Genomic DNA, 17,182 nt, shown 5'->3' with positions numbered 1-17,182 from the left:
ACTGACGAGTTCGTTAGGGCTAGGAACCTCCTCAGTTCCCTCGAGATCAAAGTTTTAAGGAAGGTTCCCGTGGTGGGCTCGAACGTAAAAGTTGCCACAGCACTGGCGGTAGCCGGAACGAAGGTTAGCGACGCGGGGGCAGTTGTTCTCGATCAAGCACAAGTGCTTGAAGATGAGCGAGGCCACCTTCGCTTTCCCATAGAAAACGGACGAGTAGACGTTGACAAACTCGAAGTATTACAAGAGCCCGTAGCAAGAGCTACCTCTGCGGTGGCAGAGGGTGTTTACGCAGTAGAACAGTCGCCGCGCTCGATGTTGATTGGGACTGTGGCAAAGGCTCGGATGGATTTTCTCGAGCGCGTAGGCGATGTCCGAAACCGGCTTGAGGAGGCCTCTGTTTATCTCGATGTCGCGCCCGAACTGTTCGGAGCAAGGGGAAGGCGTACTTACCTAGTGGCTATCGGAAACAATGCGGAGATGAACTCGAACGGCATGGTGCTTGCGTACGGAATCTTGGATGTTACAGGAGGAGCCTTGAGCTGGAGCCACTTCGGCTCGGTTACCGAGCTTCAGCTCTCTGAGCCAGTCCCGGTACCGTTGGAGCCTGGCTTCCACGCTCGTTGGTCTTGGGCAAACCCAACTTTCGCCTGGCAGCGCACGAACGTATCCGTCGATACCGAGGCATCTGGATCCTCGATGGCGGCTATGTATAGAGCGAAGACCGGTCGCACTGTCGACGGGGTGGTCTATATGGACGGTGTCGCCGTGGGCTACCTGCTATCGGCCACAGGCCCGCTCGATTTCGAAAACCCTAATGTGCGGCTCGATGCATCGAACTTTGCCGATTACACCATGAACAAAGCTTACTTTTACTTCGGCAATCAGGCACAGCGGAAGGAGTTTTTAGTAGAAGCAGCCGCAAAGGCAATTGGGGCTTCCTTTAACATTCGAGGCTCCGCCGCCGAAAAGCTAGCTCGCTCGATCGCCAAGGCCACGGCTGAGAGGAGGCTGTGGATGTGGGTCGCGGACACCGCTGTGGAGAAGAAGCTCATAAAGGTTTCTCTAGGGGGAAGGATTTTGACGAACGCGGAGCAATCAAGGGTCGGCGACCAGCAAGGCATTTCAGAGGCGCGCTCGAGCGATGTAGCCAGTTACTCGTTGATCAATCTAGGCGGGAACAAGGTCGACTACTACGTGAATAACTCAATTTCTCACAGGCTCGAGATCGACTCCGGCGGGAGAGCTCGCGCTACGGTGTCATTTACCATCGAAAACCGCGCACCCGTAGATCTGCCGGAGTATGTAGGCGGTGCCACAGGTCCCGGGCAGGCTCAGAGAGAAAAAGGAGAGTACCTGGGTTACCTAACTTGGTATGCCCCATTCGGTTCCGAGCTTCTAGACAGTGGGGAGTTTAGAGTACAAAGCGATCTTCCCGACGGAGGGATGGCGGCCTTTTCTTGGCTAGTGAAGGTTCCTCCGGGCTCCAAAGAGACGCTTACCTTTACTTACAAACTGCCAGATAACCACCTTTTCATAGACGCTGCCGGGAGGATGACATACTCGCTCGAGTACGTCCCACAGCCTAGAATTAGAGCAGACCAGTTCAGTTCGGAGGTGGTCTTAGAGGGGAAGGGTAGTCTCGAACCAACAAGTGGCTATAGCGAAGCGAGCAAAGGCAGGCTATACTATTCGAACTCGCCGCCATCCAGAATCCATCTGGAAGCTGCAGTTCGATTCTCTGGGTAGGGGTAAGTGATCGGGGAGGTGGAGTAAGAGGCGTGGATATAACGAAGAATATGGCACATAAAAAACCGAGCCGCGGGATTGTAAAGGTGGTGTCGACCTTGGCGCTATCCGCGCTTGCGTACGCGGCGCTGGGTCCGTTGGCTCTTGCTCAGGTGTATACGCCGACACCGCCCTCTCCCAACGTTTTGGAGCTGAGCACCAATTTTCCAGCCCCCAGCGGTCCTTTTACAGCTAAGGGATGCGGCTTCGCTCCCGGAACCGCTATAGATGTCACGATCGCAGGGACCACGGTCTCATCCATCTCGGCAGGGCCCGACGGGTGCGGCTTCGCGTCTTTGGTCGCCCCATCAGATCCTGGGACATACACTGTTTGCTTTACTGGAATGACTCCGTCCGAGACTGTTCAGCAGCTCTGCAACACGATTACGGTGAGGGTCGCTGGTGCTGCAGCGCCCGTACCCGGTCGCCAACTTCCGTTCACGGGAAGCCAGAATCTTGGAAAACTCGTGGTAGGCGGAATGCTCATGGTAGCTACAGGAGGACTGCTGCTAGTTTATGCCCGGCGCAGGGCCGAAGAATTATGATCTGCGATCGCTTTTAGGATCACTCACGGCAAAGCCATAGAAACCATAAATCGCCGAAACCTATTCAGCTCGGTGTTGTAAGCCTCCGTCAAGGACAGCGGCGGAAAGGGCAGTGAGATCTCTTCTTAGGGATGCAACCTCGGCCTCTAGTTTAGCCACGGACAGATTGATAGCTGCAGTTGTCTCGATGAGCTTTACGAACCCGGCGTGAAGCTCCCCTAAAGAGAGGGTGGAGACAGGAGGAGTCGGCGAGAGGTTAGCTGACACTTTCTGTGATGACAACCGCTGCGCTGCGGAGGGTGTCGTATCAGAGCGAGCCCCCGAATCTCTGATGACAAGGTGAGCGTTTTTCATCGTCTCATTCCGACGCGAGCTCGAGAGGCTTTGGCCGAGATGCGCGAGTACCTCATCGGGCAAGCACCGTAACTGAAAGTCGAGGCCCCCGGGACGGAACACGATTTCGTGACAGTTGGAGAACTGACCTCGACAGATAGCTCCGCATGAAGCACACCCACAGGTGCTCGAGCCTTCTCGTACCACCATCGGATCGTTGCATCCAGCTCCACAACGCACGCCAAAGGTGTAGCACCAGCCCATGAAACCTCCTATGAATCGGGCTTTTGGCTCAGTCTTTCCAACCGAGTAGGCTTTCTTCGAGCGCAAGAGTGTCTGCCGGCAAATTTAGATATCGGGACGCAAAGTGCTCCTCTGTATAGTCTGCGCTTCGACCAGACCCTAAAAAGCTAGAGGTACCAGCACCTGAGAAAATGCAGCCAGTCTTTATCCAGCGCTATCCAGTGGCAGCGCGCGCGCCAGCAGAGGATCGGCGTAGTCTTCTTGGAATTAATGCGGATATGCCCGCCTTAGGCCGGGTGCTTAGTGTGTAATGCTCGTTCATATAGTAGTAATAGTCGTAGTAATAGTAGTAGCCAGCTTCTCCGAAGGCCGGGGTCACTTCGTTTAGAACGACTCCGACAACGTGTCCACCGGCGGCGTCAACTCGTTCTTTTGTGAATCGGGCTGTCCTCCGGCTTGACTTTATAGCTCGAGAAACCAAAATCACGCCGTCGGCCCTTGGTGCCAAGACAGCGGCATCTGACAACGGGATTATTGGCGGCGTATCCACAAGGACAAAGTCGGCCAGCTTTGCGAGGCTGTCTAGGATGTCGGACATTCTTTGCGATCCCAAAAGGTCGGCAGGATTGGGTGGTTTGGGGCCCGAGGCAAGGATCAACAAGTTTGGTGGGGATCCGGCAAGCCTGGGACGCTGGAGTAAATCAGCCAGAGGACGTTCTGCGAGAATCGCGGTCGTGAGTCCCTGGCTGTTTCCCAGGTGGAAATATCGATGGATTCGAGGACGCCTAAGATCCGCGTCAACCACGATGACCGACTTTCCTGACTGTGCCAGTACGACCGCAAGGTTAGAAACGGTTGCGGTCTTGCCCTCGCCCTTCGACGCACTCGATACGATGAGCACTCGCCTCTCGCTGTCGAGGAGCGAGAACTGTAGGTTGGTCCGAATCGATCTATATGCCTCGGCGATAGTGGAGGCGGGATCTCTCAGCGATATGAGCATCGCCTCTGATCGGTCGGTCCAACTCTGTGCCCGGGGCACCATCCCCAAGATCGGGGCCCCGAATGCTTTGGCTGCTTCTTCCTTGGAGCGTATCGAATCGTCTAGGTAGTCGACGGCAAAAGCTAGGCCAGTACCTAGTAGGAAACTGATTACAAGTGCAAATGCCATTTGGCGGCCGAGCTTTGGTTCTACAGGGGAGGTCGGCAGGGCCGCCGGCGAGACGATTTCTGCAGCCATATTCTGCAAACCACTCTGTATCTGAAGCTTGTCTAAAGCGGTCTTCCAAAAGTTCTGGACGGCTGCTGCCTGGTCCCGTCGACTCGCGATCGCCTGTACGGCGGCTTGTTGGGCAATGTCGGGCGTCTTCTCTCCCTTTGCCGCCGCAATCGCCGCATTCAACTCGTTTTCGGACTTTTTGAGTTCAGCGGTGGCCTCGTCCAGTTTCTGCTGAATCTCAGCGGCCTGTTTTGCGTAGTTGTCCAAAGCTGCTTTTCGCCTAAGGTCTATGTAAGTTCCGGCGACGTTGTTAGCAAGGTCGCGGGCCATGGCCGGTGAGGGATGCCGAGCCGAGACTCGTATTATGTTGGTTTGGCCCAGAATCTGCGCGCTTATCTTTGACTGCACGGCTTCGGGGCCAGACTGCAGTCCTAGTCTCTTCACGACCTCTTCTGCGACTGGCTTCGAAAGAATTACTTGTATCTGGGTTTGTAACTCCCGTTGCGCGTCGACCGCAGGAACTGATATATCGGCCACAGCTGCGGCCTGAGGATTGAGGGTAATCATGATGTCGGTAGAGGCCTGATATATCGGCGTCGTCAAAACCGAAGCTATGAGTGTAGCTACTACGATCGAAGTCGCAGGAACGATAATGAACCACTTGCGCCGCTTTAAGATAGTTATGTAATCACGTAGCTCTAATGCTCGCCGTTGCTCTTCCATGTTTGTTCCTGCTGCCACATAGTTCGACTCATCCCAGCAAAGCCAGATAAACCCCGTTGGCCGCGCCCTCTCGACTCTTGTGCCTAGAGAAGGTCCTTATCCAGCGGTGTATCTGTTCAGGTACTCGCTAAAAGGCTCTCCTGTCAGTTTCTCGTATGCTTCAAGGTAACGACGCCGCGTCGCATAAACGATTTCTTCAGGAAGCCGGGGAGCGGGAGGCTTTCTGTCCCACCCTATAGAGTCAAGATAGTCTCTCACGAACTGCTTGTCGTAGCTGGGAGGAGATTTGCCAATCTCGTACTCCGCTGCTGACCAAAAGCGGGAGGAATCAGGAGTAAGTATCTCGTCTGCCAAAACCAGCTCTCCCGACACGAAGCCGAACTCGAATTTAGTGTCGGCCAATATCAATCCCGCATCCTCACAAATCTTCGATGCCCGCTCAAAAACAGCTGTTGCTTTGTCCCGAGCCTCTTCAAAAACTGCCGTGCCACACACCTCTGCTGCTTCGGCGTGGGTAAGAGGCTCGTCGTGATCGACCTCTGCTTTGGTAGTAGGCGTGAGAATTGGGTGTTCCAGCTTTTGTCCCATCGAGAGGCCTGTAGGCAGCTTTATTCCGGCTACGCTACCTGATCTCGCATATTCCTCGTAGGCAGAGCCGAACAAGTATCCCCTCACAACGAACTCTACCGGAATCATCTCGGCTTTATGAACGAGCATGGTCCTACCAATAGGGTCGTCTAATCCCTCGGTATCCTCCCATCCCTCGGGAAATTGGGCGGGATCGCTCGTTATGAGGTGAGTATCGGTGATGTCTTCGATCCGAGAAGCGAAAAATACCGTGAGTCCTGTCAAAACCTTGCCTTTGTCGGGAATTGGATCGGGGAGCACTACGTCGTATGCCGAAACTCTATCCGTGGCCACCATCAACAATTGCCCATTTCCGGCTTCGTAAATTTCCCGAACTTTTCCCGACCTGATTTTTATTGCTGGCATAGCCTCTCCTTAGTCGCATCGAATTCGCCGCCCCGCCCAATCAATCAGGCGAGGGCGGTGGTTGCGCGTCCCTCAGCCTATCGAATATCACTGACAGGTTCGAGAGAGCGGAATCGAGATTGAAGCACTCCCTGACCTGTTCAGAAGAGAGCACGTCGGTAATATCCGGGTCCTCCAAAGCGGTGTCAATGAAAGGCTTTCGAGTCTCGGAAGCTCGTATCGCGGCTGCTTGAACAGCCCGGTAGGCCCTGTCTCTTTCCAGACCGCTGCGGACGAGAGCCAGCAACAGGCGCTGACTGTATACCAACCCTTGCGTGAGCTCAAGGTTGCTCATCATCTGTTCAGAGAACACTTTCATGTTTGCAGCCAGCGATGCCGCTTCCGAGAGCATGAAGTGGAGCGTCGCGGTCGCCAGTGGGAGCATCACCCTTTCTACCGAGGAGTGGCTTATGTCGCGCTCGTGCCATAGTGCGACGTTTTCTTCTGCGGCATTGTGAGCAGACCGCAGTACGCGCGCCAATCCGCACAATCTCTCGGCTCCTACCGGATTTCTCTTGTGGGGCATCGCCGACGACCCTTTCTGCGTTTCGGTGAATGCCTCTTCCACCTCGGCTACTTCGGTGCGCTGCAGGTGTCTAACTTCTAATGCGAAGCGTTCAACGGCCGCAGCTCCCAAGGACAAGGCGCCCAGGTAGAACGCAAGGCGATCGCGCGCAACAATCTGAGTAGGAGCACTTTCGGGCTTCAAGCCAAGTTCTCCCAAAACGGCTGCCTCTAGGTGTGGCGGCACTGTTGAGTAGGTCCCCACGGCACCAGCGATTTTGCCGACTCGCACTTCCTCGGAAGCCGCGTCGAACCGCTCGATAAACCGCAGCGCCTCGAAAGCGTGTGATGCCAGCTTTGCGCCGAAGGTTGTGGGTTCAGCATGTATTCCGTGAGTCCGTCCGACACACGCAGTCTTGACATGGTCTAGGGCCCTCGCTTTGAGCGAGTTGAAATAGCGGACCGCTTCCCTTCTTATCAGTGTGTTTGCTTCTCTCAGTTGCAGAGCGAGCGCCGTATCCAAGACGTCGGAGGAAGTGAGCCCGAAGTGAAACCAACGTCCGGCGGCTCCACATCGCTCGGCGACCACGTCGACAAAGGCAGCCAAGTCGTGGCGGATGGTCTCTTCTCTGCGCGACACTTCCTCTGGGCTAGCGAAGGCACGCTCTTTTATATGTTCGGCGTCTGCGACCGGTACTACGCCTTCTCGAGCCCAAGCTTGTACGACGGCCACTTCTACCTGGAGCCACTTGTCGATTTTGGACTGGTCACTCCAGATAGCCCGCATTTCCGGCCGGCTGTACCGGTCCAGCAAGGTCATGATCGAAGATGTACTGCTGCGACGTACAACATTCTAAGCCCACCCATCTGTCAGTCCTGTGCTATGTCGGTTCTATATTGCATTCCCTCGAAATAAATGGAAGAAAGTGCTTCGTATGCGCTTTTCCTGGCCTCCCTCAGGTCGTTCCCGACGGCCGAGACATCGAGTACACGGCCCCCAGCCGTGAGTAGTTGCCCTCCAGAAAGGGCAGTACCTGCATGAAACACCGTAACCCCCTCGTGCTGGGAGGCTTCGTCCAGTCCGAAGATGGGATCCTCTGTACGTGGCCTCTCTGGGTAGCCTTGAGCTGCAAGCACAACGGTGACCGCCGCGTTATGGGCAGGGTGTATCGATACTCTGTCGAGGTCACCCGATAATGTGGCATCTAAGACTGTTGCCAGCTGTGGTCCTAGTCGGGGGAGTACGGCTTGAGCCTCTGGATCGCCCAAGCGAACATTGAACTCCAAGACCTTGGGTCCCTCTTCGCTAAGGACCAAGCCACCGTAAAGCACGCCCACATAGGGTTCGCACTCTTTTCTAACAGCTGCCAAAACTGGCTCGAAGATGGTGTCCATGATTTGGTCGAGAAGGCTGTCGTCTACTTCGGGGACTGGAGAAAAAGCACCCATACCTCCCGTGTTGGGGCCCTGGTCTTCATCCAAAAGGCGCTTATAGTCTCTGGCTACCGGGAGAGGGAGGAGATTTTTGCCGTCGGTTACGACTAACACGGATGCTTCTTTGCCGGGAGAATACTCTTCAATTAGGATCTTGCTACCGGAAGAACCGAACTTTTCACCGGAAAGGCAGGCTCTCGCCCATTCGATCGCCTCTTGCTCGTCGGTAGTGACCAGCACGCCCTTGCCGCCGGCGAGCCCATCGGCTTTTATGACCCAGGGAGGTTCGGACTTGGCTATGTGGTGGATGGCATCTTCCAGATCACCGAATCCATCGAAAATCCGCGCCTTTGGCGTGGGCACTCCCTCACGAATCATCAGCTGTTTTGCAAAGGCCTTCGAGGATTCCAATCTCGCGGCTGCCATAGTAGGGCCGAAGAGCTTCTGACCCGAAGCCCTGAAGTAATCTGCGATTCCCTCGCAGAGGGGAAGCTCGGGACCGACGACGGTAACGTCTACTCGCTTTGCCTCAGCGATGTCTACAAGAGTGGCAAAGTCAGAAATCTTGGCCTCGATGCACTCGGTTTTTTGGAGGGAGGCAATGCCTGGATTTCCCGGTACTGCCACCACTTTTTCCACGGATGCATCTGTTGCCAGCGCCCAACAGATTGCGTGCTCGCGGCCACCGGATCCGACTACCATGACCGATAGCGAACTAGCGCTCACGCCTGCCACCCACCTTTTCGTCTACTGACCGCACGCCGCACACCTGCCTAATGAGGCATAGATGTTGTCGCTCTGTTGTGCATTTTTGTTTTATCCGACATCGCTTTTAGTCGAGATAAACCGTCTGGTCTTCAGCAGGCCCTACCGAAACCGAGGCGACGTGACATTTGCACGTCTTTTCTACAAAATCCACGAATTGGCGGACCTGGTACGGCAAATCAGCTGGTTTTTGGACAGTTGAAATGTCGGTGTCCCACCCAGGAAGCTCCTCGTAAACGGGTCGAGCGTGATGAATTTCGCTCTGGTGGTATGGCAACTCCTCGATTCGGCGGCCCGAGAACTCGTAGGCCACGGCCACCGGAATTGCAGGCATGCCTCCCAGCACGTCGACTTTTGTTAGGTGAATTTCGTCAAAACCGTTGATGCGAGAGGAATAACGTACTACTACCGCATCAAACCATCCGCACCTGCGCCGCCTGCCGGTCGTGGTCCCGAACTCTCGGCCCTTTTCCACCAAAAACTCCTGCGTTTTTTTGTCGGCCTCCGTTGGGAACGGTCCCGACCCTACCCTAGTCACGTATGCCTTGACTACCCCTACTACCTTGTCGATGTGCTTTGGCGGAACCCCGGATCCCGAACACGCACCACCAACGGTGCAGCTTGACGAGGTCACAAAAGGGTAAGTCCCGTGGTCTATGTCGAGCATTGTCCCCTGGGCTCCCTCGAGTAGAACCCGGGCACCGTGCTCTAGTGCATCGTTCAAAAGCGCGGAAGTATCGCATACGTAGGGGCCAAGTTTCTTTCCGAGGCTGCTGTAGACTTCGGCCACATGTGTTGGGTCCTCGGGAAGTTGGTTGTACACCTTGGCTAGGATTTGATTTTTCTCTTTGAGAATAGACTCCAGCTTTTCCAAGAGGATCTTTTCATCGAAGAGGTCTTGAACTCGCAGCCCAATCCTGCTTGCCTTATCGGCGTACGCGGGGCCGATACCTTTCTTTGTAGTGCCAACCTTGTTCTTTCCCAGATACCGCTCGGTCATTCGGTCGAGAACCTTGTGATACGGCATGATCAGGTGCGCATTGGCTGACAGTTTTAGCTTCGACATGTCGAATCCAGAGGCGCCGAGGCTTGCCACCTCGCCAACGAGAACCTCCGGGTCTACTACGACACCGTTTCCAATGACGGGCGTACAGTTTGAGCGCCTGATAGATGAAGGAACCAGGTGAAGACGGATGGGCTTGCCTCTGTCAGCAGGAACGACGGTGTGACCTGCGTTGTTGCCGCCCTGAAAACGAACAGCGTAGTCGGAATCGGCGGCGAACAGGTCTGTGTACTTGCCCTTACCTTCGTCGCCCCACTGCCCACCGATAATCACAGTCGCAGGCACTACCTCGGCACCTCCTGGAAGTCTTCACAAAACGATTCTCTTCGTTCCGTTTTCTCTCTACAGCGGGAGTCCCTACAGCGAAGGGCCCCAAGCAAGCAACAGCAATATAGAAGCTCATGCAATATAGCGGCGAAAGCCGTCGGAGCCTGCGGCATTGGCACCAAGGGCGGAATGACTAGTTAGAAATGGCCACGGATAATTTAGTAAAGACGTCCGTCTTGCTTGGCTGATGAGGCGATGATACAATCTTCCCGAAGCTTACAGCGGGTGGCAGGGTGCGCGTCCTTCCTAAAGGCGCGCACCTATGTTGTGTTTGGGGAGTGTGCGGTGACAAGCACTCGCAGAGGTCGGCTGTAACGCCGGGGTGTGGTTAATTAAAAGGAGAGAGTCATGCTCGCTGCATCGGTAAGGCGCAGGGTCTTAGGGGTTGTAGGTGTCTCGGCAATCGTGTACTCTCTGGTCGTAGCCCTCAGTCCGCCCCAGCAGTCGAGTGCCGTAACCATAGGTGCCGATCCTCTACTAAACTCGGTAGAGGTCCTAGTTACTTCAACGTCGTCACCTCAGTGGGCTTTAGACGCTGGGTCCACTCCCGAGATGAGGATAATCACCCAGAACGACTCTCTTAGAAGTAGAGTTGGATGTGGTGTTAGCTGCGAGATTAACTTCATGCGACGCGCAGATGCACACACTAGCACAATCACGATTACGTTGGAGCCGGGCTACTCTCCCGACACTGATTTTCAGGTACTGTCGGCCACTGCAGCTGGGCTGTCCAATGGTTTTGTGCTGGGAGGTCGAGGGGGAAGGCCCGGCGACCCAGGTTCGAACCCAACGAACCTATCCGGTAATCCCGATGCGGGGACTGCGACGGCGAGAGCATGCGTCAACTTTTTCATCGCCAGCGCGTGCACTTGGGCCAGGGCGATCCCCACTGGCGTAAATTTAGGCGGATGGTGCAGAGGATGGACCAACGGGGAACAACCTTCCTTCGGTACTAACGGAGGGGAAGGCCCGATTCACATTGCGGTTATCACACAGGACAGCGGTCCTGGGTACATTACGACTCCGCCCTACAATGGAGCTACCCATCCTAAAGGCCGCCTCTACGATTTCAGAAGAATGCGCTGGGCACATAACCACTTCCAGTTCGCCGCTTGCGCGAGGGCGACTATAAGCATTGCTACTGTAGACTCGGCTGTCTATGGGGACGCCTACATCTACCATGACGATCCGGTGCCGGGCGCGATTAACATGATCCTTTACCAGAACTGGGATGCTAGAGCGGGAGGCCCACCCCCGCCTGACTACAAGAACTGCGGTGGTGGCACCGACAACCCGTGCGTTGCTATTTATTCTTTGGCACCGGCAATCCATTTCTACTCGTCTAACAAGCGTATAGGCCAAGCTCCTTTGGCCTGCTCAAACGCTCGGATGAGGGTAACTTTGGCTGACGATGTGACGTCACCCGGCCATGCCATATACTCGGGCTCTATCGACAAGCCAACGATCGGCTACCCGAACTGTCCCACCGGACTCATGGGAGCAGTGGCCCACAGCTCGGGCCGGCCCCTTCAGAACGCATATGTTTACGCTTTCGACGCGGACACGGGTCAGCTGATAAATGCCCCTCCCAACGGCCAGAACACAACCGCTTCGGCTGCTGTACCCTGCCGAGGAGGAGCTATCCCGTATGACGGCTTTGGACCTCCTGCAGGGCCTGACCCAGGGATAGCCGTATCGAGCTACGGGTGTGCTCGGGTGCGAGGAGGCCAGGTCGACTTCCCGCATAACTCTCTGCAATCCGATGGCCGATGGTACATACGTACCAATCACGGCACCCGCTACAAGGTTCTAGTCTCGTCGCCCTCGGGAGACGGGAACGTCTCGAGGTGGGCTTCGAGCACTCCGCCAGCTAGTGGGATAAACGACTGGAACACCGCCGGAGTTTGGACACCATCGGTCGGTCCTACCCCGCTTGCGGTTGGCGACTCAGGCACCATTACCACGACGCTATCAACTGGGAATCCGATCACTGGGTCCGTAACGCGCAACGGTGGCTGGACTGCCGGTACCGACTCGGGCGGTGTCTATATCTGGGATTCGACCGGGTCGCAGTTTGAGGCGACTTATACGATGCTGTCAGGCACCGGGACGTACAACGTCGACGTACGGGCAGCCTCTGCGAAGGTTCGATTCCAAGTGGCCGACGGTGCTGGCAACCCCGACCTAGTAGGTTGGTACTCCGGATCCGCTACGCCAGCCCCCAACTTCAGCTCCGGAGCGACAGTGACGCCGCCAGCATCACTGGTGACGACCAACTTTGCCTCCGGCGCGAGCATTTCGGGAACGCTCCTTTACAACGGTGCAGTTCCTAGTAGGGGAGAGCCGGTGTATGTGTACCGCAGCTCCGACGGTCAGCTGGTTTACGTAGCTACCTCCGTCCCCAGCGCTGGCGGTGCATACAGTGCTCGGGTGGCTACTGGAGTTAACTTGTACAAGCTGTACGCTCCAGGCGATGGCACAGTACAGGGTAAGTGGTACAACAATGCGGACTCCTACAACACAGCTACGCTAGTCAGCGCGCCATCGTCCAATATAAACTTCAACTTGCCTGCGGGGAGTACGCTACAGGGGTACGTAAAGGCCAGAGGCACAGGTGGGGATGGTCTAGGCGAAGCCGCCAACATTCCAGGAGCCCCGGTCTATGCATACAACGCGTCGACGGGCGCGTTCACGGCGTGGACGTCGACCAACACTGGAGGCCGCTACAACCTAGTGGTTCCTGCTGGAAGCTACAAAGTGCTAACAGCTAGTACCTCACAGCGGGAGTCTCAGTGGTTCGACGGCGCATGGTCCTATGGAGAGGCAACGTCTGTTACAGCTCCCGGGACAGCCAACTTCAGCTTGAGGGACGCCGGAAACATCTCAGGTCTCGCAACACAAAACGGTGCTCCGGTAGCCAACACGCTGGTCACGGCATACACCCAGGATGGCCTACACAACGCGGCGAATGTCGTCTCCAATGCCTCAGGTAACTACTCAGCCAAGGTGCCAACCACCGCGGCATCTGGGTATCAGTACCGACTCAGGTTCATTCCCGCCGCAGGGCAGACGCGGTGGTATCTGAATCAGACTAGCTTCACCGCGGCGACCAATGTGAACGCTCCGGCGACTGGTATCAACCAAGATACTCCGCCGTGATGAAGCATGCTGGTGTCTCCCTCTAGAGGAGAGAGACAGCCAGGAGCACAGGGAAGTAGCGCCGGGCGACCCTCAGAAAGAAGGGTCGCCCTGCTGCTTTTACTTCGAAAAATTCGTGCTAGAGTACCGTAGACACCGGCCCTGTAGTTGTCTTAGCGGATGCGGTCATAATGGCAGATAGCACCCTAGATATGAAATCCCTGGCGATAGGCCAAGGCCGCTTTGACGACGCATCATTTTCTGGCACCGAAATCCAGCATGTTGGGAAAGCTCTTCTTTACATCTGCATCTTAGGGGCTATTGTCACTCTCGGGATAGCATCTAAAAACCTACTTCTGGTCAGTCTCATGCTGGCTTTTTATGTCGGCATGGCGATTGCAGTTCGCAACCCTCTGTGGTCTCGCACCCCTTGGACGTTTCCTCAGCCGATCATGATGCTTACGCTGTGGTGGTTGTTCGCGTTCGGCATCGCCTCCTTACCGAAGTTTTTGGGTACCACGCCCATACACTGGGACCTCATCGGTCACGAAAGCTACCTTTACTGGGCGCTATTCAACGTCATGGTTGCTAACGCGGTCGTCATTGCGGGCTACTTTGCAGTATGGCCAGGGATAATTCCGCAGGAAGAAAGAAGAGGAGAGCACAGCCTCCTGGAGGGAAGTTTGTCCCTCGTATTTGTGGTGTTTTTTTGGGCCCTTTCACTTTTTGCCAGAGGATATTTGTTTGGAATCGGGCGTTTCGGATATATCTCTGATTTCTCGAGGCCTGAGAGCGGATTCAGGCAGACATTCACTTATATGTATGAGTTTTCCTGGGTCGCGATCGCTGCATTGGTCGTAGAGCTTATGACGACGAAGGATAGCTCAAAGAAAACGAGGGTAGTTATTTTGCTATCGGTGATCTCGCTAGTTGAGCTGCTATCGGTAGTCGTGATGGGCTTCAAGGGCTTTGCGATACTGACTTACGCACCGGCGATTGCGGCAGCATGGGGGTTGAAGCGGCGACTTCCTTACAAGGCGCTCATTGCGGGCGCGTTGGCCGTAATAATCATAACTCCGGGTAATTTCCTATACCGCCAAGACATCAATGCTGGCCTCATTGCTCGAGATGACTTCTTCACTGCTGCAGAGACCTCGGTTGGATACACCTTCAAGGGCATTGCTTCCGATCCGATTGAAACTGTGGTGTACGTATGGGAGTCTGTGACGGCAGAGTTTGCCGACTTTCTTGAAAACACCGCCCTAATTTTGTACAAGACGCCATCCTTGGTACCTCACAGAGGAGCAGATTGGTACTTCACTGCTTTGCCACGTGCTTTGTTCCCGAGATTTGTCTGGAAAGACAAGCCTGCAGACGACATGGCGGCGTACATGACCGTTGTGTACCGAGGATTCAAGGCGACTACCGGATCCCCTCCTGGATATGTGGGGGAGCTCTACATGCGAGCTGGTGAGGGCGGGGTTTTCCTCGGCTCTTTTGTGACGGGAGCACTTCTCGGCGTATTCACTCGCCTCTTCGGGAAGGCGAGAAAAAAGAAGTTCGCCTTGGTAGCGGTTGCTTCGGTCATGGCCGCTTCGATAAGTAACACGCACCTCGACTCGTTAATCGTCTACCTAGTTCACAGGAGCATAATTTATACGGCGGTTGCTTGGCTGATGTTCTTCGAAGTGCGCCAACCCCTCGCGGATTCAACTACAGATTGATTGGTAAGCCAAGCCAGCTTGCCTATAAGCGAAGTTTCGGGGTAGCGGTGCATGACTTAGATCGTTAAAGGGCTCGAACCTTTTCCCCCGTTCTGGCCGAGTGCTGCGCGGACACTGAGAGCCGCGAAGAACGCAGCATTTCTTGCATGAGCCTAAGGCCTGTAGCTCCTCCTCTACATGCGTCCCTAAATGAAGCGATCATCTCGACGAAGCCCTTGTGCGCAGTGACTGTTCGATTAGACCGAGTTCTGTACCTCCCCGACCTACGGACAACGCGAAAGTCGTGTACCGAGGCCGCCCTGGAGGATCCAACTATTTCGAAGTGCTCTCTACCAAAGCTGGCCGGCCCTGCCCCTGCGTACACGATCGAGGCTACGGAGCCATCGGTGAACTCGACCAAAGCTCCGAATCCTTGCATCCATGGCTCGCCCTCGGGCTCTGTGATAGACGCGGTCACCGCCAAGGGGGCCTCTCCTACGAGCGCGCACGCCAGGTCGAAGAAGTGGCATCCTTCCGAGAGGAGGCGTCCCCCGCCTTCGTTTGGATCCAATACCCAGTGACCTCGCTCGAGAGGGCCGGGATTGGCCCTAATAGAGACGGAGTAAGGGCCCGAACCTTTGGCCCGGACATGGTCAACGGCGAGCTTTGTCAGGGGAGAAAACCGCCTGTTAAATCCCACATACACGACGCGACCCGCCAGAGTTGCTGCCTTCTCAACAGCTTCGATGCCATCTATCGTAAGAGAAAGTGGCTTTTCTACAAGAACGTGCTTGCCAGCGTTAAGAGCTGTCACAGCAAGCTGGGCATGCGTGTCATGACGTGTTGCTATGACGACGCCATCTATGTCTTCATCGGAGAGGAGGTCTTCTGGTGTCGAGTAGACAGCGGGAATTGCATACTTTTTGGCAAGCTCTGCTGCTCTAAGACCAGACGGGGCACACACTGCCTCTACTTGCACCCTCTCTACCGTAGAGATTGCGGGCATTAGAGACGATGACACGTGGTTTCCAGCGCCGATTATTCCTAGCCGCACCGTGCTCACATCGCTCACTTCGGCGCTCTTGCAGATTTTTTGGCGCCGGCGGATCAATTCGAGCCAGAAAGGGAAAGGGCGACGTTGCTCGGGTCGCTTAGGCCGAGACGCTACCTCTTCCGTGATTGCCGAGTTCGAGGAGGCCTGGGAAGGTATCTCGCTCTCTCTGCTATCTCGTTCAGATAAGGTCGGATAGGTGATGAGCACAGCGAGAGGGGATTGGGCAGGATCCTCTAGAGCATGATAAGCGTCGACCGCCCGATCAATTGGGAATCGATGAGTTATCAGTCGCTGAGCCGAGACCTTCCCCGATGCTACTAGTTCCAAGTAGGTACGCATGTTTTGAGGAGCGGTCCACCTCACCAGCGAAAGCGGGTATCCCTCACCGTGGCCTCGGAGATAAAACTCGGGATCGTAGGTTCCTGGTCCCCACGCTCGCGAAAACTCTATCGTAAGCTCTTTGTCGTAGCCGTATCGCCGAGGAAGATCGGGTGGAAAGTTACCAACGACTACAAGGTGACCTCGCTCCCGGGCGATCTCGGCTGCCCACACGAATGGCTCATTGGTTTTGGAAGTAGCGGTCACCAAGGCGACATCGACGCCTTCTGTCGGTCCGCAAAAGGAGCGCACTAGTTCGGCAGACGAGTCGGTTGGCACGACACAAAAGTCGCCGCCTAATGTAGAAGCCAGATCACATCGCTCTTGTGACACATCGGCTCCAACTACCACTGCTCCGCAGGCTTTGGCAACCTGCACTCCTATAAGCCCAAGAAGTCCTAGACCTATAATGCCAACGCGGGAGCCAACCTCCACGCCGCCCCTTCTCATGGCATGAATCACAACCGCTGCCAATGCAGAGAAAGCGGCATCCTCGAGGCTGACTCCTTCGGGAATAGGTGCGCACATCGTCTCGGGAACGGTAACGAACTCCGAGTGAGTTGCAAACCTGGCTCCCGAGCAAGCCACCAGTTGCCCTGGGCGAAAAAGCGCGCACCCTTCACCCAACTCCTCAACCACTCCCGCTGAGCTGTATCCCAAAGGAAAAGGCTCGTCCAGGCGAGCCTTAGCCTGACGGTAGGCGTTCATAGGGCCCTCTTGAAGAGCCTTGGTGACTACTTTTTCTACAAGGTCAGGTCTCCGTCGCGCTTTTTCCAGAATGCTCGCTCTCGCAAAGTCAAGATTTCCTCGCTCGGTCCCTGTACTCACCGCAGATGCGAGCGTACGGACAAGGACCTGTTTTGGCTTGGGCTCTGGTCGTGGGATATCTATCAGGCAGACCTCGCCGCCGGATGCGTACTGCACAAGCTGTTTCATGGT

At 55.5% G+C, this 17,182-nt stretch carries 12 protein-coding genes; 4 read left to right on the top strand and 8 right to left on the bottom strand.

Annotated elements, in window-relative coordinates; translation table 11 throughout:
• Nucleotides 1-1,746, top strand: a 1,746-nt coding sequence (locus C4318_00835; protein MER3453694.1) for a hypothetical protein, incomplete at its 5' end; no start/stop codon positions are given.
• A gap of 50 nt (nt 1,747-1,796) precedes the next feature.
• Entirely contained in the window at nt 1,797-2,330 is a 534-nt protein-coding gene (locus C4318_00830; GenBank protein ID MER3453693.1) for a hypothetical protein, read from the top strand.
• A gap of 60 nt (nt 2,331-2,390) precedes the next feature.
• Here the strand turns inward: C4318_00830 and C4318_00825 are convergent, their stop codons facing one another.
• The 7 genes from C4318_00825 to C4318_00795 form a co-directional block, all read right to left on the bottom strand.
• The gene (locus C4318_00825) at nt 2,391-2,684 is read right to left on the bottom strand and encodes a hypothetical protein (protein ID MER3453692.1); all 294 of its coding nucleotides are present in this window, start codon (nt 2,682-2,684) and stop codon (nt 2,391-2,393) included.
• Nucleotides 2,681-2,896: a hypothetical protein gene (locus C4318_00820; protein MER3453691.1), complete on the bottom strand. Its 216-nt coding sequence runs from the start codon at nt 2,894-2,896 to the stop codon at nt 2,681-2,683. Before C4318_00820 ends, C4318_00825 begins: the two co-directional genes overlap by 4 nt.
• A gap of 224 nt (nt 2,897-3,120) precedes the next feature.
• Nucleotides 3,121-4,845, bottom strand: coding sequence for a hypothetical protein (locus tag C4318_00815; protein ID MER3453690.1), 1,725 nt, complete (start codon nt 4,843-4,845; stop codon nt 3,121-3,123).
• Between the two features lie 96 nt (nt 4,846-4,941).
• Nucleotides 4,942-5,838 (bottom strand): phosphoribosylaminoimidazolesuccinocarboxamide synthase, encoded by an 897-nt coding sequence (locus tag C4318_00810; protein ID MER3453689.1) that lies wholly within the window; start codon nt 5,836-5,838, stop codon nt 4,942-4,944.
• 40 nt (nt 5,839-5,878) lie between these two features.
• Entirely contained in the window at nt 5,879-7,195 is a 1,317-nt protein-coding gene (locus C4318_00805) for an adenylosuccinate lyase (protein MER3453688.1), read from the bottom strand.
• A gap of 56 nt (nt 7,196-7,251) precedes the next feature.
• Entirely contained in the window at nt 7,252-8,550 is a 1,299-nt protein-coding gene (locus C4318_00800) for a phosphoribosylamine--glycine ligase (protein MER3453687.1), read from the bottom strand.
• 97 nt (nt 8,551-8,647) lie between these two features.
• Nucleotides 8,648-9,928, bottom strand: coding sequence for an adenylosuccinate synthase (locus tag C4318_00795; GenBank protein ID MER3453686.1), 1,281 nt, complete (start codon nt 9,926-9,928; stop codon nt 8,648-8,650).
• A 390-nt stretch (nt 9,929-10,318) separates the two neighbouring features.
• On the opposite strand from C4318_00795, the gene C4318_00790 reads away from it, so the two are divergent.
• Together C4318_00790 and C4318_00785 are read left to right on the top strand one after the other, a co-directional pair.
• A complete protein-coding gene (locus C4318_00790; GenBank protein MER3453685.1) occupies nt 10,319-13,129 on the top strand; it encodes a hypothetical protein in 2,811 nt (936 codons plus the stop codon).
• 191 nt (nt 13,130-13,320) lie between these two features.
• The gene (locus C4318_00785; GenBank protein ID MER3453684.1) at nt 13,321-14,832 is read left to right on the top strand and encodes a hypothetical protein; all 1,512 of its coding nucleotides are present in this window, start codon (nt 13,321-13,323) and stop codon (nt 14,830-14,832) included.
• A gap of 64 nt (nt 14,833-14,896) precedes the next feature.
• On the opposite strand, the gene C4318_00780 is transcribed toward C4318_00785, so the two are convergent.
• Nucleotides 14,897-17,179 carry a hypothetical protein gene (locus C4318_00780; GenBank protein MER3453683.1) on the bottom strand — a complete coding sequence of 761 codons (2,283 nt, stop codon included), beginning with the start codon at nt 17,177-17,179 and terminating at the stop codon, nt 14,897-14,899.
• Between the last annotated feature and the right edge of the window lie 3 nt (nt 17,180-17,182).

Source organism: Acidimicrobiia bacterium, assembly GCA_040289475.1.
Classification (GTDB): domain Bacteria; phylum Actinomycetota; class Acidimicrobiia; order ATN3; family PSLF01; genus PSLF01.
The sequence above is the reverse complement of the archived record's forward strand: the minus strand, read 5'-3'. Positions and strand labels throughout refer to the sequence as shown.

Coding starts and splice junctions, on each gene's coding strand:
- C4318_00830 (MER3453693.1), top strand. CDS start 1,797: ATGGCACATAAAAAACCGAGCCGCGGGATTGTAAAGGTGGTGTCGACC.
- C4318_00825 (MER3453692.1), bottom strand. CDS start 2,684: ATGAAAAACGCTCACCTTGTCATCAGAGATTCGGGGGCTCGCTCTGAT.
- C4318_00815 (MER3453690.1), bottom strand. CDS start 4,845: ATGGAAGAGCAACGGCGAGCATTAGAGCTACGTGATTACATAACTATC.
- C4318_00810 (MER3453689.1), bottom strand. CDS start 5,838: ATGCCAGCAATAAAAATCAGGTCGGGAAAAGTTCGGGAAATTTACGAA.
- C4318_00790 (MER3453685.1), top strand. CDS start 10,319: ATGCTCGCTGCATCGGTAAGGCGCAGGGTCTTAGGGGTTGTAGGTGTC.
- C4318_00785 (MER3453684.1), top strand. CDS start 13,321: ATGAAATCCCTGGCGATAGGCCAAGGCCGCTTTGACGACGCATCATTT.
- C4318_00780 (MER3453683.1), bottom strand. CDS start 17,179: ATGAAACAGCTTGTGCAGTACGCATCCGGCGGCGAGGTCTGCCTGATA.